The organism is Lederbergia sp. NSJ-179, assembly GCF_022867885.1.
GTDB lineage: Bacteria > Bacillota > Bacilli > Bacillales > Bacillaceae_C > Lederbergia.
In genome coordinates, this window is sequence record NZ_JALIFP010000002.1 from 209764 (window position 1) to 226266 (window position 16503).

Genomic DNA, 16503 nt, shown 5'->3' on the forward strand with positions numbered 1-16503 from the left:
GCTCCTTTCGTCCTTTTGACGAAGGGGGCTTTTTGGTTTTTATCCCGAATTAACTGGCAGTAAGACCCCCACTTCGAGAATTCGAGGGAAAACAAGAATTGCAAGTGGGGGATCAACTGAAAGTCAAATCCCCGATTCGTTCGGACCAACAGGATGTTGGTCACAAAGGCGTTGCGACAGGACGTCGCGAATTTAGCCTTTGATCTTCTCATCAGTGGGGGATGAAAAAAAACCCCCACTGAATGAAGTTTCACTTTATATGAGTCTGTTCAAAACAACCATGTCTTAGCGGACACCATGAGGAATAAAAACCAGGACTAAAATCCATATTTTTCGTATAAAAAGGAGGATTCTAATGGAAGAGTTAACAATGTCGACAAAATATGAACCACAAAAAATCGAACAAGGGAGATATGATTGGTGGGTTTCAGGGAAATTCTTCGAAGCGCAAAATGATCCTAATAAAACACCATACACCATTGTCATCCCGCCGCCAAATGTGACAGGGAAACTTCATTTGGGGCATGCTTGGGATACGACCTTACAAGATATTCTGACAAGAATGAAACGAATGCAAGGCTTTGATGTGCTATGGCTACCTGGGATGGACCATGCCGGGATTGCGACACAGGCGAAGGTAGAAGAAAAGCTTCGTGAGGAAGGCAAAAGTCGATATGACCTTGGTAGGGAGAAATTTTTAGAAGAAACATGGAAATGGAAGGAAGAATATGCGACATTCATCCGCAAGCAATGGGCAAAGTTGGGCTTGGGTCTAGATTATTCGAAAGAACGATTTACTCTAGATGAGGGTCTGTCTCAAGCGGTTCGTGAAGTATTTGTCAGCTTGTATAAGGAAGGCTTCATTTATCGTGGGGAATACATTATAAACTGGGATCCAGCAACGAAAACGGCTCTTTCCGATATTGAAGTGATTCATAAGGAAGTACAAGGTGCTTTTTATCATATGAACTATCCACTTACAGATGGTTCTGGATCGATTGAAATCGCCACAACAAGACCAGAAACGATGCTGGGAGATACAGCCGTCGCTGTTCATCCAAGTGATGAACGCTACCAGCATTTAATCGGAAAAACTGTGAAGCTGCCGATTGTTGGACGCGAAATCCCGATTGTTGCTGATCATTATGTCGATATGGATTTTGGCTCAGGTGCGGTCAAAATTACGCCTGCCCATGACCCGAACGACTTTGAAGTAGGTAATCGCCATCATTTAGAGCGAGTACTCGTGATGAACGAGGATGGTACCATGAATGAAAACGCTGGGAAATATCAAGGGATGGACCGCTTTGAATGTCGAAAACAAATTGTAAAAGATTTGCAGGAGGACGGGGTGCTATTTAAGATTGAAGAGCATGTGCATTCTGTTGGCCACTCTGAACGTAGTGGTGCTGTCGTGGAACCTTATTTATCGACACAATGGTTTGTAAAGATGAAGCCGCTGGCTGAAAAAGCGATTGAACTTCAACAGGGAGAAGAAAAAGTTCATTTCGTGCCAGAGCGTTTTGAAAAAATATATATGCATTGGATGGAAAATATCCACGATTGGTGTATCTCTCGTCAATTATGGTGGGGGCATAGAATACCAGCTTGGTACCATAAAGAAACAGGGGAAATTTATGTTGGGCATGAGGCACCAGCAGATGAGGAAAATTGGGAACAAGAGCAAGATGTCTTAGATACATGGTTTAGCTCCGCTCTATGGCCCTTTTCCACAATGGGTTGGCCAGATACAGATGCAGAAGATTTTAAACATTATTACCCAACTGATTGTCTTGTTACGGGATATGATATCATTTCTTTCTGGGTATCAAGAATGATTTTTCAAGCGAAAAAATTTACAGATCAAAGACCCTTTAAAGATGTATTGATTCATGGATTAATTCGTGCGGAAGATGGACGGAAGATGAGTAAATCACTTGGAAATGGGATTGACCCAATGGATGTGATTGACCAATATGGTGCGGATACACTCCGTTATTTTTTAGCTACAGGCAGCTCACCTGGTCAGGATTTACGTTTCAGTATGGAAAAAATTGAATCAATCTGGAATTTTGCCAATAAAATTTGGAATGCTTCTCGATTCGCACTGATGAATATGGATGGAATGACCTATGAAGAAATTGATTTATCAGGTCCACAATCCGTTGCCGATAAATGGATCTTGACCCGTTTAAATAACACGATTGAAACAGTAACAAAATTGGCAGAGAAATATGAATTCGGTGAAGTAGGGAGGGCCTTATATAATTTTATTTGGGATGATTTCTGTGATTGGTATATCGAAATGGCAAAACTCCCACTGTATGGGGAGGATGAAGCAGCCAAGAAAATGACAAGATCGGTCCTCGCCTATGTTTTGGATCAGACGCTACGGCTCCTACATCCATTCATGCCATTTATGACAGAGGAAATTTGGCAACATCTCCCTCATAAAGGGGAATCGATCGTTGTTAGTGAATGGCCAACAGTACAAGATCGTTATACAGATGATAAAGCAGCAAATGAAATGAAATTATTAATGGAGATTATTCGCTCTGTTCGCACTATCAGAGCAGAGGTCAATACACCGATGAGCAAACAAATCAAGCTCCTCTTAAAGGCAAAAGATGAGCAAACTTTAGCGGTATTAGAAAAGAACCGAACATACATTGAAAAGTTCTGTAACCCGCAAAATCTAGAAATAGGGACAGCAATAGGAGTTCCTGAGAAAGCGATGTCTGCTGTTGTAACGGGAGTCGAGTTGTTTTTACCATTGGCCAATTTAATTAATATTGAAGAAGAGCTTCTCCGCCTGCAAAAGGAATGGGAAAAATGGGATAAAGAGGTAGAACGTGTACAGAAGAAATTAGCCAATGAAAGATTTGTAGCAAAAGCTCCCGAGAAAGTTGTGAATGAAGAAAGAGCGAAAGAAAAAGATTATCTGGAAAAAAGAAAAACCGTGGAAACAAGAATAGCTGAGTTAAAAGCAATGGAATAAAAGAGCAGGCTTGCACAGGAAATGCTGACTTCTGCGTTGTCCACGAAATGTGACCAACGCAGAAGTCTCCTTTCCACCAACTGGAAACAGCGATGTGTCCCTTTTACCGTCCTTTTTGGACATCCTTATGAAGAACAATCCCGATTTTACTGGACTCGAGGTGTGAAACATGTTACATACTTATAAAGAGGCACTTGCATGGATCCATTCAAGACTCCGGCTAGGTGTGAAGCCAGGCTTAGAGCGAATGAGATGGATGCTAGCCCGATTAGAAAATCCCGAACAAAATCTGCATGCCATTCATGTCGGTGGTACAAATGGAAAGGGCTCTACGGTCACCTATCTCCGCTCGATTTTAAACGAGGCCGGGTATCAAGTAGGGACATTTACTTCCCCCTATATCGAACAATTTAATGAACGGATTAGTGTCAACGGAAAACCGGTTGATAATGAGGATATTGTCGTATTAGCGAATGTTGTGAAGCCACTTGCGGAAGAATTAGAACAAACCGAATTAGGTTCACCATCTGAATTTGAAGTGATTACCGTCATGGCATTTTATTATTTTGCGTATATTCGCCCTGTCGATTTTGCCGTTTTTGAAGTGGGACTAGGCGGAAGATATGATTCTACCAATGTGATTCAACCGATTGCCTCCCTGATTACAAATGTTGGCATGGATCATATGCAAATATTAGGTCATTCCATCGAAGAAATTGCCTATCAAAAAGCAGGGATTATTAAACCTGGGACTCCAATATTTACAACAGCACAAAATAAGCAAGCTTTAGCTGTCTTGAAAATGGAAGCTGTCGGGCAAAAGGCGCCGTTTTATCAGTTAGGGAAAGATTTCTTTATAAAGGATTATCAACCAGTAGAGAAGGGAGAACAATTTACTTACCAGTCTCCATCTATGGTTTTAAAAAAATTGAAGCTATCCCTCTTAGGACGTCATCAAACGGAAAATGCAGCTGCAGCCTTAGCCGTATTAACGTACTTACAAGATAGTGAACAGATGAGTATCCAAACAGCAGCTATTCGTTCTGGAATCCAAAAGGCCTTTTGGCCCGGAAGATTGGAATGTTTAAGTGAGCATCCCACCATTTTTATCGATGGGGCTCACAATGTCGAAGGTTTGCAAGCCTTTAAATCAGCTGTAGAGACTCATTTTCCAGGAAAGAAAATTAAGATCGTATTTTCCGCTTTGAAGGATAAAGACTTAAGGGATATGTTTGCCATTATCAATTCAATGAATGCGGAACTTTATCTAACAGAATTTGATTTTCCAAGAGCCACTGCTGCGGAGGAATTGAAAAAGCAATCTGGAAACGCTGCGGCCCAATGTAATGAGGATTGGAAAAACTTAATTCGTGAGCTCGTATTAACGGCGAAGGCGGAGGACATAGTAGCGATAACGGGTTCTCTATATTTTATATCAGAAATCAAACCTTTTTTAATCGAAGTTATCCAATCGAGACCTCAAGATACCGCACAAGATTGATTTTAAATGAGTTGGAGTAAAGGCGGTTGTAAAACAATGAAACTCATTATTTTTGTTTACGCTCTTTTATTGGGGTCGTTTTTAAATGTTGTCGGGCTTAGGATTCCTGCCAAACAATCGATTGTGAAACCACGTTCCGCTTGTCCAACCTGTGGCAAGACCCTTACTTTCGTGGAATTGATACCAGTACTTTCATATGTGATCCAATCGGGAAAATGCAAACATTGTAAAACATCCATCTCGCCATTCTATCCACTTATGGAACTTACAACAGCTTGCCTTTTTGTATTTGCCTATTCCAAAATAGGTTGGTCCTTTGAATTGATCATTGCTTGGACACTGATTACATTATTGGTCATTATTTTTATTACGGATATAAAATTCATGCTAATTCCTGATAAAATCCTATTTTTTTTCGCCTTTGTTTTTATTGGGGAACGACTCATATACCCACTACAGCCATGGTGGGATTCGATTGCCGGCGCGGCGCTAATCTTTATGATGCTATTGATTATTGCTATTCTATCAAAAGGTGGGATGGGTGGAGGAGATATTAAACTATACACCGTTTTAGGTATTGTGCTTGGTACAAAGCTTGTACTAGTTTCCTTCTTTTTTGCGAATATATTAGGAGCCATTGCCGGTTTAATAGGAATGGCGATTGGTATTTTTGAAAAAAGAAAACCCATACCGTTCGGCCCTTTTATTGCGATTGCTACTCTTATTGCCTATTTTTACCACGATGAACTATTTGCTTGGTATCAATCTCTCTTCTATTAAAAAAAATGACGAAAACCTTTTTTCTCTAGACGACAAAAGTTTCGTCTTTTTTTTATGTTTATATGATAGCATGAGAAAAACAGCCGGGCGGGAGGTAATAGTTTTGGAGGAAGGAAAAAACAGCCAAAAAGCAACAATTAAAATCAAATTAAATGGATCAGAACGCCCTTTTGAGGAAGAAACGGTTATCCATGATTGGAAAGCGGCTTCAGATGAGACATCCGCAGCATCATCGGAGGAAATGCTAGATGAAGAATTCGAATGGATTCTACCAAATGAAGAAGAGGAGCAGGAAGTTCCTGAATTTAAAGTGAATCACCAAAAAGAACCTAAAAAACAGCCGTATTTTCATAGGAATGGAAATAGCCCTCTAAAATTATGGGTGAAAAGATTAATCCTATCTTTTGTACTAGCTATAACGGTAGGATTGCTTCTTGGTAGTTTTTTGTTAAAAATGATGTCACAAACAGACACACAAGCGACAACGAATGAACAGAATCGACTCTCTTCAGAAAACAAAAAAGAAGAGGGAACAACGGCCTCCAAGTTTGAGGTAAAACTTCCTGCGCTAACGCTCCCAGTTCTACAGGCAGGTGTTTATTCTTCTAAGGAAGCGGCAGATGCGAAAGCGAAAGAATTAGCGAATCAAAATCAGGCGCAAACGATTTTAGAGATGGATGAAAAATATTATTTATTTTTGGGGGTGGCAGGAGATCTTCAAAAAGCGAAAACATGGGAAAAGGATCTAAAACACAATGGTTTAGAAGATGTTTGGGCTAAGGAATTGAACTTTGAAGAAAGGTATATAGAGTTAGCATCGAAAGAACAGTCTGAACATTTGTTAAAGGAGATCGAATATTTTCAAACCATTATTGGGGAGCCAGCCAATATAAAAATGGGTGGAGAGGTTAACAACAAGGTCATTCAAGAGGGATTACAATTGATGAAGGCAGACAAAGATTTAATCTATCAAAATAAAGAAGCAGCTAGTTTGCAAGAAAAATTACAAACCGCTATAAAAAGTCTTGAAAAAACAGCAGAAAATTCAGCTGAGACGGTAAAAGCACAGCAAGCTTTACTTGATTATATCTCCATCTATTTTACATTAAGCACCCAACCTACTTAAGTTGGTTGCTTTTTTTCTTGTTTCCTGTCTTTTCTTTTGGTACGATAGATACGTGTATCTCCCATTCTTGAGAAAGGTAGGACAACTACATGAAGGACCTCATCTTAGCTTCAACTTCACCCCGCAGAAAAGAACTTCTTCAAAAATTAAACATTCCATTTACAACTTTTTCACCGAATGTTGATGAATCCATTTGTCAAAAACTTTCGCCGGAAGATACAGTACTAACACTATCATCTCGAAAAGCAAATGTGGCTGCCCAACAATTTCCCGCTGCTACTATTATCGCTGCAGATACGATTGTTGTTTCTGAGCACAAGATTCTCGGCAAACCGAAAAGTAGGCAGGAAGCGAAACAGATGCTATGTAAACTTTCAGGAAAGCGGCATTTTGTATTCACGGGTGTAACGGTGATAGACGAGAAAAAAGTTGAAAGTTTTTATGAAAAAACGGCCGTTGATTTTTGGCCGCTTACGAATGAAGAAATCAACAAGTATTTGGATAGTGGTGAACCATTTGATAAAGCAGGGGCTTATGGAATTCAAGGATCAGGAGCCTTGTTTGTCAAATCCATCCACGGGGATTATTTTTCCGTTGTAGGTCTACCGATCTCCCGATTATTTCGTCTTTTAGTTGAAAAGAGACTTGTTCCTCCCCCAGAAACATCTATATAATATAGTAGGAGGAATACGTTGGATAAAAAGACATTATTAATAAAAGATTTCCCTGTCGATGAGCGGCCAAGGGAGCGATTGATCAAAACAGGACCTGAAAGCTTATCCACTCAAGAAATTTTGGCCATTTTATTAAGAACGGGTACAAAATCGGAGTCCGTCCTTCAATTGGCGAATCGCTTATTAACGAAATTCGATGGGTTGATGTGGTTAAAAGAGGCAGCCCTAGAAGAGTTGACCAGTGTGAAGGGAATTGGGGAAGCAAAGGCGGTTCAACTTGCAGCTGCCATCGAACTAGGGAGAAGAATTAGTAATCTAACCTATGATGACCGTTATGTGATTCGAAGTCCTGAGGATGGGGCCAACTATGTCATGAATGATATGCGGTTTTTATCCCAAGAACATTTCGTAGCCCTTTATTTGAATACGAAAAATCAAGTAATCCATCGACAGACTATTTTTATTGGAAGTCTCAATGCGAGTATCGTCCATCCGCGGGAAGTGTTTAAAGAAGCCTTTCGCCGGGCGGCAGCATCCATTTTATGTTTTCATAATCATCCTTCAGGGGATCCCGCACCATCGCGCGAGGACATTGAAGTGACTCGGCGTCTAGCTGAATGTGGAAAGATGCTTGGAATTGAAGTTTTAGATCATTTAATTATCGGGGACAAAAAATATGTCAGTATGAAAGAAAAAGGGTATATGTGAGACTATTATTTTTAAAAAGGTTAAGATATAATAATACTGGCATTTTGAATAAATCAATTTCATGTTGATGAGGATAAGTCCATAATAAAAAACGAAAAATCACAGATGTTTCCTAATGTAGGATTGCATGAAAGGGAAACTAGGGATATAAGAAAGGGAGATACATACAATGTTTGGATTAGGTACGAAAGATCTAGGGATTGATTTAGGGACGGCGAATACCCTAGTTTTTGTCAAAGGCAAAGGAATTGTTTTACGGGAACCATCAGTAGTGGCTTTGCAAACAGACACGAAAAAAATTGTCGCGGTCGGAAATGATGCGAAAAATATGATCGGACGGACACCTGGAAATATCATTGCATTGCGTCCAATGAAAGACGGCGTGATTGCGGATTATGAAACAACCGCCTCAATGATGAAATATTATATTAAACAAGCTCTTAAGAGCAAAGGAATGGGTGGAAAGCCATATGTTATGGTTTGTGTACCATCTGGTATTACGGCTGTAGAGCAAAGGGCTGTACTTGATGCAACTAGAGAAGCCGGGGCTCGAGACGCCTATCCGATTGAAGAGCCATTTGCGGCGGCTATCGGAGCAGATTTGCCTGTTTGGGAACCAACAGGAAGTATGGTTGTCGATATTGGTGGAGGAACAACAGAAGTGGCTGTGATCTCTCTTGGTGGAATTGTAACCAGTATATCGATTCGTACCGCTGGAGATAATTTTGATGAATCGATTATCGCCTATATTCGCAAAAAATATAATTTATTAATCGGAGACCGTACGGCAGAAACGATTAAAGTTGAAATTGGCTCGGCAGGGGAAACAGAAGGACTCGCTCCGATGGAGATCAGAGGTCGTGATCTACTCACAGGTCTACCCAAAACAATTGAAATTTCAGCAGAGGAAATCTCAGGTGCTCTAAGTGATACAGTAAATGCTATTGTGGATGCAGTGAAAAACACACTGGAAAAAACTCCACCTGAATTAGCCGCCGATATTATGGATCGTGGAATTGTATTAACGGGTGGTGGAGCCCTATTGCATAATCTAGACAAAGTAATGAGTAAAGAAACGGAGATGCCTGTGCTAATTGCTGACGAACCACTTGATTGTGTGGCGATTGGAACAGGGAAAGCCTTGGACCATATTGATCTCTTTAAAAATAAAACAAAGGATTCTCGATAGGAATGAATGCGCCGGTTCATACTGCTGGCGCTTCTGCTTTTAGGACCACAGGTCATAGTCAAGTTTATTTCCGTTTTTGAAAGTTAGAGGTGTATGGGATGCCCCATTTTTTTCTTAATAAACGTCTGATCATTTTATTAATTAGCCTTATTGTGCTCGTTTCTCTTATTGGTTTTTCTTTACGGGAAAAGGAAAATATATCAAAACCTGAGCAGTTTATTAAAGATGTAGTAGGATTTGGTCAATCATTAGTCGCTAGACCTGCTCACGGTATTGCTGGATTTTTCGGAAATATAGAGGATTTAAAAAATACATACACGGAAAACAAAAAGTTAAAATCTCGCTTAGAGGGATTAGCCACACTCGAAAAAGAAATTGCAGACCTGAAAGAAGATAATCAGGAATTAAGAAGTGTACTTGAAAAAACAGAGGATTTGCGCGAATATCAAACGATTCAATCCACTGTTATTAGTCGGAACCCGGAGCGGTGGGACGAAAAATTTATTATTAATAAAGGCAAAAATAGTGGCGTTGACACAGATATGGCCGTCATTACATCAAAAGGTTTAGTTGGAAAGGTCGTTAGTGTGTCACCAATGACAGCAACGGTTGAGTTATTAACTTCTGAAAACACGCAAAATAGAGTGTCTGCTCGGATACAAGGGAAAGAAAAGGTTTTTGGTTTAATTAATGGGTATGATCCCAAGAAAAAGTTATTATTAATGAAGGATATTCCTGTTGATAAAAAAATAAAAGAAGGCCAAAATGTAGTAACATCTGGTCTTGGAGGTATTTTTCCTAAAACACTAGATATTGGGAAAGTGAAATCAGTAGAAATGGATCGGTTTGGTTTAACACAAATTGCTTATATTGAGCCTTCTGCTCATTTTTATGATTTTGAGCACGTGATGGTCGTTGTTCGGACGATGGGGAAACTAGACAACGTCGATAAGGAGGAAGAATAATGAGGCGATTGGTTCTTCCTCTTCTTTTAACGGTTTGTTTTTATTGTGAAAGTGTTTTTGTGGAACTAACACCACCGGGAAGCTTTAAACTTGATATGATATTAGTTCCCCATTTTTTATTAATTCTTTTCGTTGTCATGGGGATTTTGTACTTGCGGAATCGAACACTCATTTATGCAGCTGTTTTCGGCTTATTGTTTGATGTTTATTTTACTGAAATCATAGGAGTATATCTATTTCTTTTTCCTATTGTTGTATACTTAGCATCTAAAATGGCTAAGATTTTTCAAGTTAATATTTTTACCGTTTTTTTTATTGCGGTTTTATCTGTTGGGATTGTTGAATTGGTTGTATACGGAATGAACATATTTGTACTCCAAAGAAATATGGATATTCAAGAATACCTTAATCGCAGACTATGGCCTACGCTGATATTAAATCAGATTTTTTTCTTAATTACCTATTTCCCGTTCAAAAAATTCTTATTTCACTGTAAAAAAGAAGAACTTCGCGAATGAGCGTTCGGGTAAAAGAGGTTTTTAGGCTCACAGGATATGGGTCAGAATGGCGTAGCGATTGTCGTCGCGAATTTAGCCGTTCATCCGTAAAAACAGGCGCTTGCGCTTTTGGTTCTTTACGTTAAAATATAGTTAATGAACTAATGAAGTTAGTTGTTGAAAGGAGATAAGAGGGCACAGCAACGATTGGAGGTCTCCTTTGCCCGCCATATATGAATAATAGACAGAATGTGATGATTAAAGGAACAAAGAATGGTCTATCGTTACAATTGAATGATACATGCTCATATGATTCCTTATTGAAAGAGTTGGATGATAAACTATCAGATTTGCAGGGGGAAGACATAGAAAGCCCACTTATTTCTGTCCGGATTCTTACTGGAAATCGTTTTCTAACGGCAGAGCAGCAAGTAGAGTTAAAAGAACGGATTCGTCATAGAAAAAATCTAGTCGTTGAGGAGATTGTTAGTAATGTAGTAACAAAGGAAGAATCAGAACGAATCATAGATGAACAACTCATCACATCGGTTGCTACCATTGTTAGATCCGGACAAGTATTAGAGGTTCCGGGTGATTTATTACTTGTAGGGGATGTCAATCCCGGGGGGACCGTTCGGGCTGGTGGAAACATCTTCATTATGGGGGCGCTTAAGGGGATCGCTCATGCTGGTTTTACCGGGGATAATGAAGCGGTCATTGTGGCTTCCTTTATGACCCCATCACAGTTACGTATATCCAATTGTATTACGCGTCCTCCTGACCATCATGATCAGGACGAGCATCATCAAATGGAATGTGCTTACATAGATGATTCACAACAAATCACGATTGATAGATTGCAAATTTTAAAACATATCAGACCGAATATTACAAGATTTAAAGGGGGACGTTAGGATGGGTGAGGCGATTGTCATTACATCAGGTAAAGGGGGAGTTGGGAAAACAACAACCTCTGCAAATCTTGGAACAGCCCTTGCCCTGCAAGGGAAAAAAGTTTGTTTAATCGATACCGATATTGGTCTTCGAAATCTCGATGTCGTATTAGGCTTAGAAAGTCGAATTATTTATGATCTCGTTGACGTAGTAGAAGGGAAGTGTAAACCACATCAGGCCCTTGTAAAGGATAAAAGGTTTGATGATCGTTTATTTCTATTACCTGCCGCTCAAACAAGTGATAAAACAGCCGTATCTCCTGAGCAGATGAAACAGCTTGTTGCTGATATGAAGCAAGACTATGATTATATTTTAATTGATTGTCCTGCCGGAATTGAACAGGGGTATAAAAATGCTGTCGCTGGTGCAGAGCGTGCGATTGTTGTGACCACCCCTGAAATATCCGCTGTTCGGGATGCGGACCGTATCATTGGCCTTTTGGAGAAAGAAGAAACGATAGAACCGCCAAAGCTGATTATTAATCGAATCCGCAGCCAGATGATGAAAGACGGTGATGTTTTGGACGTAGACGAAATAACCCAGCATCTATCAATTGACTTACTAGGGATTGTTCAAGACGATGTAGAAGTGATTAAATCATCGAATCAAGGTGAACCGATTGCACTTAACCCTAATAGTAAGGCCTCTATTGCTTATCGAAATATAGCAAGGAGAATCCTGGGGGAATCTGTTCCATTGCAAACATTAGACGATGAAAAAACAGGTTTCTTTGTAAAATTGAAGAAGTTATTTAGTAGCTCACATTCGTAAATGTATTGAAAGGCTTTCGTATCATTTGATGCGAAAGCTTTTTTTTGCAGGATAGGAAAGCATAAATTTTGGCTAATGTTGGATCTAGCTCTAGCGCCCAGCGACTAGCAAACTTTCAGCTTCTTCCTACGATAAGTCAACATCGGCTCATGCTTCGCCGTGTTTCCTTTATCTCGTCAGAAGCTTAAAAAGTTTGTACGTCGCTAGACGGGCGCTTGCGCTTTTCTTAAGTAAAACGTCGATCAACGAAGGTGTTGGACCGACGTTTTATCGATTGCTCTATGTTCCCCTGAAATTGGTCGCAAAGACCCCGGCTATAGGCCCAATTTTTTTATTTTCACCCGATTTTGGTAGCAAAGGCTTCGTCTATAGAACCAATTTTCGAACTTGAGTCTGAAATTGGTCGCAAAGACCCCGGCTATAGGCCCAATTTTTTTATTTTCACCCGATTTTGGTAGCAAAGGCTTCGTCTATAGAACCAATTTTCGAACTTGAGTCTGAAATTGGTCGCAAAGACCCTGGCTATAGGCCCAATTTTTTTATTTTCACCCGATTTTGGTCGCAAAGACTTCGTCTATAGAACCAATTTTCGTAAACCATCGATCAAGGAGTGTGTTGGATCGAGATTTTTTCGATTTTTCATATAAAACATTGATCAGAGAATGTGTAGGATCGAGACTTTTTCGATTTTTTATGTAAAACATCGATCAAGGAGAATGTTGGATTGATATTTTTTCGATATTCTATGTAAAACGTCGATCAACGAAGGTATTGGACCGACGTTTATTCATTTTTTTGAGGCTCTCTTTCCCCAGTCTCCTTGCATATTTTAAGGGGACAAGTCATATGGTAGTAAAAATTGCCAAAGGGGATGGAGGAGAATGAATCGTCATAGGGTTGAACAAATCCGCAAAGAAATGAATAAAAGAAGGAAACAATATGGAATGGACCGCGATCGGAAGTTGGAAGAGACGTTTTTTCATAAGGATGAATCAGATCATTCTGTTTTTGAATCAGATCCAAAGGAATCCTTTCATCCGCTATTTAAAAAGGAAGTCTTTTTCATGAAAATTTTCGCTTCAGCGATTCTTGTCCTTCTCGTTGCGATTATTTTCCAGTCTCCCTCCCCGAAAATGGAGGATGCCAGAGTTGGAATCAAAAAAGCATTGGAAAGGGAATTTCAATTTGCGGTTGTTGCCGATTGGTATGAGGATAAATTTGGGCAGCCGCTTGCACTTTTTCCTGTACATCCGGATCCCAAACAGAATACCACCAAGTCAGATTATGCCATGCCTGTAGCAGGAAAAATATTAGAGCCCTTTTCTGACGAGCGTCAAGGAATCATTATGGAAACGGGGACAGGAGAGGAAGTAGAGGCCATAACAGCGGGAACGGTCACGTTTGCTGGAAAAAAAGAGGGGATTGGCAATACCGTGATTATTCAACATCCGGATTATTCGGAAACATGGTATGGGAAACTGGGTCAAATCTCTGTAAAGGCATACGAAAAGGTTAAGGCTGGGCAGATGATTGGGAATGTTTCTGCAGGGGAAGATGGAGAGACTGGAGAATTTTATTTTGCTATTAAACAACATGATACCTTTGTAGATCCTATTCAGGTGATGAAATTTGAATAAATATGGTCGCCTCTTAACAAAAATAAGGGTTCACCCCCTTTTATGGGTTGTTTCAGGGCTCAGTATGATGACCGGGTACTTTTGGGAATTACTTGCACTATTTACAATCGTCTTGATTCATGAACTGGGTCATGCGGTTGTCGCCCAATTTTTTAATTGGAAAATAAAAAAGGTGATGATCTTACCTTTTGGTGGTTTTTGCGATGTGGATGAGCATGGGAATCGCAGAATGATCGAAGACTTTTGGGTGATCATCGGAGGGCCCGTTCAACATTTATGGATAGCCGCAGTAATTCCCGCTCTTCATACGTTTGGCCTTTTATCGGCGGATTATGCTCAGCAAATTGTTCAATATAATTGGATGATCTTGATGTTTAATCTTTTGCCAATTCGCCCGCTTGATGGGGGTAAATTGGTGCATTTATATCTTTCTACCTATCAATCCTATCTTGATTCTTTTCGTATGTCTGTGATCATTTCTTTCGTTATTCTGATGATCTTCCATTTTCTTGTATTTTTTATACATCCCCTCAACATAAATATATGGATCATTTTAATCTATTTAGATGTTTGCTTGTGGACAGAATGGAAGCAACAAAGATATATGTTGATGCGGTTCCTATTAGAGCGGCATTATGGAGATCAACAAAGCTTTTCCCGATTACAAACGATTCAAGCTCACAGCCAGGATTACGTATTTGAAGTATTAAGTAAGTTCAAACGTGGTTATAAACATATGATCGATCTGGACGGAATGGACGGCGAAATGACATTAGATGAAAATGAGATTTTGTATGCTTATTTTACCGAGAAAAAGGTAAGAGCGCGTCTGATGGACCTAGTTTATGTGAGTTAATCTCAGTAAAGTCGTTCCGATTCTTGCATGTCTAAGATGCTGGCGCAATCATAACTATTGACTTTTATGGATCAAATATGCTATGATTTCCTTTGTTAGTTTGTAGCACCTGTGCTACAACCGCACAGAACAGGTCTAGTGTGAAGTTTCTATTTTAAAGTCGCTTGCGCTTTTCCAATAGAACACCTGCAAATGGCGAGTCTTAGTCTAATAAGGAGGTGCGGATTGATGTACGCAATTATTGAAACTGGTGGAAAACAAGTGAAGGTAGAAGAAGGACAAGTGATCTACGTTGAAAAGCTAGATACAGCTCAAGGGGATACCTTTACGTTTGACAAGGTTCTTTTTGTTGGTGGTGAAGATGTAAAAGTAGGAAGCCCATTTGTTGAGGGAGCTACTGTAACAGCGAAAGTTGAAGAACAAGGCCGACAAAAGAAAATTGTTGTTTTCAAATATAAGCCAAAGAAAAATTATCATAAAAAACAAGGCCATCGTCAGCCTTACACAAAACTTGTCGTTGAAAAAATCAACGCATAAGTGATGATGTGTCTATGATTCGAATCGATATTAGCCACACAGTTGACAGCAAAATTAGTGGCTTTACGATGGAAGGTCATGCCAATTTTGCGGACAAAGGCGAGGATATTGTTTGTGCAGGAGTTTCGGCTGTCGCATTTGGCAGTTTAAACGCAGTCATATCTCTTACCGGAATTGAACCAGAAATTACGACAGAAGAAAATGGCTTTCTAAAGTGTATCCTTCCTCATTCATTAAGTGATGAAGTGAGCGAGAAGGTTCAGCTCCTATTAGAGGGAATGATTGTATCTTTGCAAACCATTGAAAGAGAATATCCTGATTTTGTAAAAATAAAATTTCGATAAATGGTGGTGAATCAAATGCTAAGATTGGATCTTCAATTTTTCGCTTCGAAAAAAGGAGTAGGTTCTACGAAAAACGGTCGGGACTCTGAAGCAAAGCGACTAGGTGCTAAACGAGCAGATGGTCAATTTGTAACAGGAGGATCGATTTTGTACCGTCAACGCGGAACAAAAATTCATCCAGGGGAAAATGTTGGTCGTGGAAGTGATGATACGCTATTTGCAAAAACAGATGGTGTCGTTCGCTTCGAACGGGCTGGCCGCAACAAGAAAAAAGTCAGCGTCTACCCTGTAGCATAACGAATGAAAGACAGAAAAGCTCTAACCAAATTATGGCTAGAGCTTTTTTTATTTTAAATATACTTCTTCTTTTTGATATACTATTAGGAACGATTGAAGAATGTTGGAAAGGATATAATGATGAAAGATAAGGAAGAAGCACTTACATTATTACAACATGTGCGCCATGATTGGCTGAATCGGATTCAATTAATTAAAAGTTATTTGACATTAGGGAAAATCGATCAAGCTGAACGAGTGATTGAAGAAGTGATTCTGGAATCCCAACAAGAAGCGAGATTGACAAAATTAGGCTTACCAGAATTTGCGACACTCTTATTATTCCACAATTGGGGATGGGGGGGGCATACCTTTCAAATTGAATATGAAGTCATCCATGATCTTCCTGCCCATTACATAGATGATCTTGAACTAACGAGTTGGATGACTAATTTTTTTCATTCTATCAATGAGGTCCTCCATCCATTGTACGGTCATCAATTATATATAACGATCGAGTCAATGGAAAACCGACTTTCCTGTATTTTTGATTATGAAGGAAAGCTAAAGAATCTTGATCGGTTGCAACAATGGTTATTGACCAATGAAAATGATCAGGTTCACATCAACATGGAAAAAGCGAGTGAAACAGAATTTAGTTGTAAAGTTATTTTTGAAGGATCGGAGTGA

The 16503-nt window shown here is 39.6% G+C and carries 17 protein-coding genes and 2 other annotated features (1 of these 19 only partly in view); all 17 genes read left to right on the forward strand.

Annotated features, from left to right (window positions below; translation table 11 throughout):
• Positions 1 to 18, forward strand: a binding site (T-box leader); it begins 214 nt to the left of the window's first position.
• Between the two features lie 337 nt (positions 19 to 355).
• The 17 genes from MUB24_RS02985 (at position 356) to MUB24_RS03065 (ending at position 16503) form a co-directional block, all read left to right on the forward strand.
• Entirely contained in the window at positions 356 to 2998 is a 2643-nt protein-coding gene (locus MUB24_RS02985) for a valine--tRNA ligase (RefSeq protein ID WP_244701026.1), read from the forward strand.
• 169 nt (positions 2999 to 3167) lie between these two features.
• The gene (locus MUB24_RS02990; protein WP_244701028.1) at positions 3168 to 4499 is read left to right on the forward strand and encodes a bifunctional folylpolyglutamate synthase/dihydrofolate synthase; all 1332 of its coding nucleotides are present in this window, start codon (positions 3168 to 3170) and stop codon (positions 4497 to 4499) included.
• Positions 4500 to 4535: 36 nt separating this feature from the next.
• Complete coding sequence (locus tag MUB24_RS02995; protein WP_244701029.1) at positions 4536 to 5279, forward strand: prepilin peptidase; 744 nt, start codon at positions 4536 to 4538, stop codon at positions 5277 to 5279.
• Positions 5280 to 5382: 103 nt separating this feature from the next.
• The gene (locus MUB24_RS03000; protein ID WP_244701031.1) at positions 5383 to 6405 is read left to right on the forward strand and encodes an SPOR domain-containing protein; all 1023 of its coding nucleotides are present in this window, start codon (positions 5383 to 5385) and stop codon (positions 6403 to 6405) included.
• An 89-nt stretch (positions 6406 to 6494) separates the two neighbouring features.
• Positions 6495 to 7079 (forward strand): Maf family protein, encoded by a 585-nt coding sequence (locus MUB24_RS03005; RefSeq protein WP_244701033.1) that lies wholly within the window; start codon positions 6495 to 6497, stop codon positions 7077 to 7079.
• Between the two features lie 18 nt (positions 7080 to 7097).
• Positions 7098 to 7787, forward strand: coding sequence for a RadC family protein (gene radC / locus MUB24_RS03010; RefSeq protein WP_244701035.1), 690 nt, complete (start codon positions 7098 to 7100; stop codon positions 7785 to 7787).
• Between the two features lie 169 nt (positions 7788 to 7956).
• On the forward strand, positions 7957 to 8976 hold the full coding sequence (locus MUB24_RS03015; RefSeq protein ID WP_244701037.1) for a rod shape-determining protein: 1020 nt from the start codon (positions 7957 to 7959) through the stop codon (positions 8974 to 8976).
• A 98-nt stretch (positions 8977 to 9074) separates the two neighbouring features.
• Positions 9075 to 9941: a rod shape-determining protein MreC gene (gene mreC, locus MUB24_RS03020; protein WP_244701039.1), complete on the forward strand. Its 867-nt coding sequence runs from the start codon at positions 9075 to 9077 to the stop codon at positions 9939 to 9941.
• The gene (gene mreD, locus MUB24_RS03025; RefSeq protein WP_244701042.1) at positions 9941 to 10459 is read left to right on the forward strand and encodes a rod shape-determining protein MreD; all 519 of its coding nucleotides are present in this window, start codon (positions 9941 to 9943) and stop codon (positions 10457 to 10459) included. The genes mreC and mreD overlap by 1 nt, the downstream gene beginning before the upstream one ends.
• Positions 10460 to 10671: 212 nt before the next feature.
• Positions 10672 to 11352, forward strand: coding sequence for a septum site-determining protein MinC (gene minC / locus MUB24_RS03030; RefSeq protein ID WP_244701045.1), 681 nt, complete (start codon positions 10672 to 10674; stop codon positions 11350 to 11352).
• A gap of 1 nt (position 11353) precedes the next feature.
• The gene (gene minD / locus MUB24_RS03035; protein WP_244701048.1) at positions 11354 to 12163 is read left to right on the forward strand and encodes a septum site-determining protein MinD; all 810 of its coding nucleotides are present in this window, start codon (positions 11354 to 11356) and stop codon (positions 12161 to 12163) included.
• A gap of 881 nt (positions 12164 to 13044) precedes the next feature.
• The gene (locus MUB24_RS03040; protein WP_244701050.1) at positions 13045 to 13800 is read left to right on the forward strand and encodes a M23 family metallopeptidase; all 756 of its coding nucleotides are present in this window, start codon (positions 13045 to 13047) and stop codon (positions 13798 to 13800) included.
• The gene (locus MUB24_RS03045) at positions 13793 to 14656 is read left to right on the forward strand and encodes a site-2 protease family protein (RefSeq protein WP_244701053.1); all 864 of its coding nucleotides are present in this window, start codon (positions 13793 to 13795) and stop codon (positions 14654 to 14656) included. Before MUB24_RS03040 ends, MUB24_RS03045 begins: the two co-directional genes overlap by 8 nt.
• A gap of 108 nt (positions 14657 to 14764) precedes the next feature.
• Positions 14765 to 14869, forward strand: a sequence feature (ribosomal protein L21 leader region).
• A 15-nt stretch (positions 14870 to 14884) separates the two neighbouring features.
• Positions 14885 to 15193, forward strand: a complete 309-nt coding sequence (rplU, locus tag MUB24_RS03050) for a 50S ribosomal protein L21 (protein WP_244701056.1) — start codon at positions 14885 to 14887, stop codon at positions 15191 to 15193.
• A gap of 14 nt (positions 15194 to 15207) precedes the next feature.
• Positions 15208 to 15537 (forward strand): ribosomal-processing cysteine protease Prp, encoded by a 330-nt coding sequence (locus tag MUB24_RS03055; protein ID WP_244701059.1) that lies wholly within the window; start codon positions 15208 to 15210, stop codon positions 15535 to 15537.
• A 15-nt stretch (positions 15538 to 15552) separates the two neighbouring features.
• Positions 15553 to 15834 (forward strand): 50S ribosomal protein L27, encoded by a 282-nt coding sequence (gene rpmA, locus MUB24_RS03060; protein ID WP_244701062.1) that lies wholly within the window; start codon positions 15553 to 15555, stop codon positions 15832 to 15834.
• Positions 15835 to 15951: 117 nt separating this feature from the next.
• Positions 15952 to 16503, forward strand: coding sequence for a Spo0B C-terminal domain-containing protein (locus MUB24_RS03065; protein WP_244701065.1), 552 nt, complete (start codon positions 15952 to 15954; stop codon positions 16501 to 16503).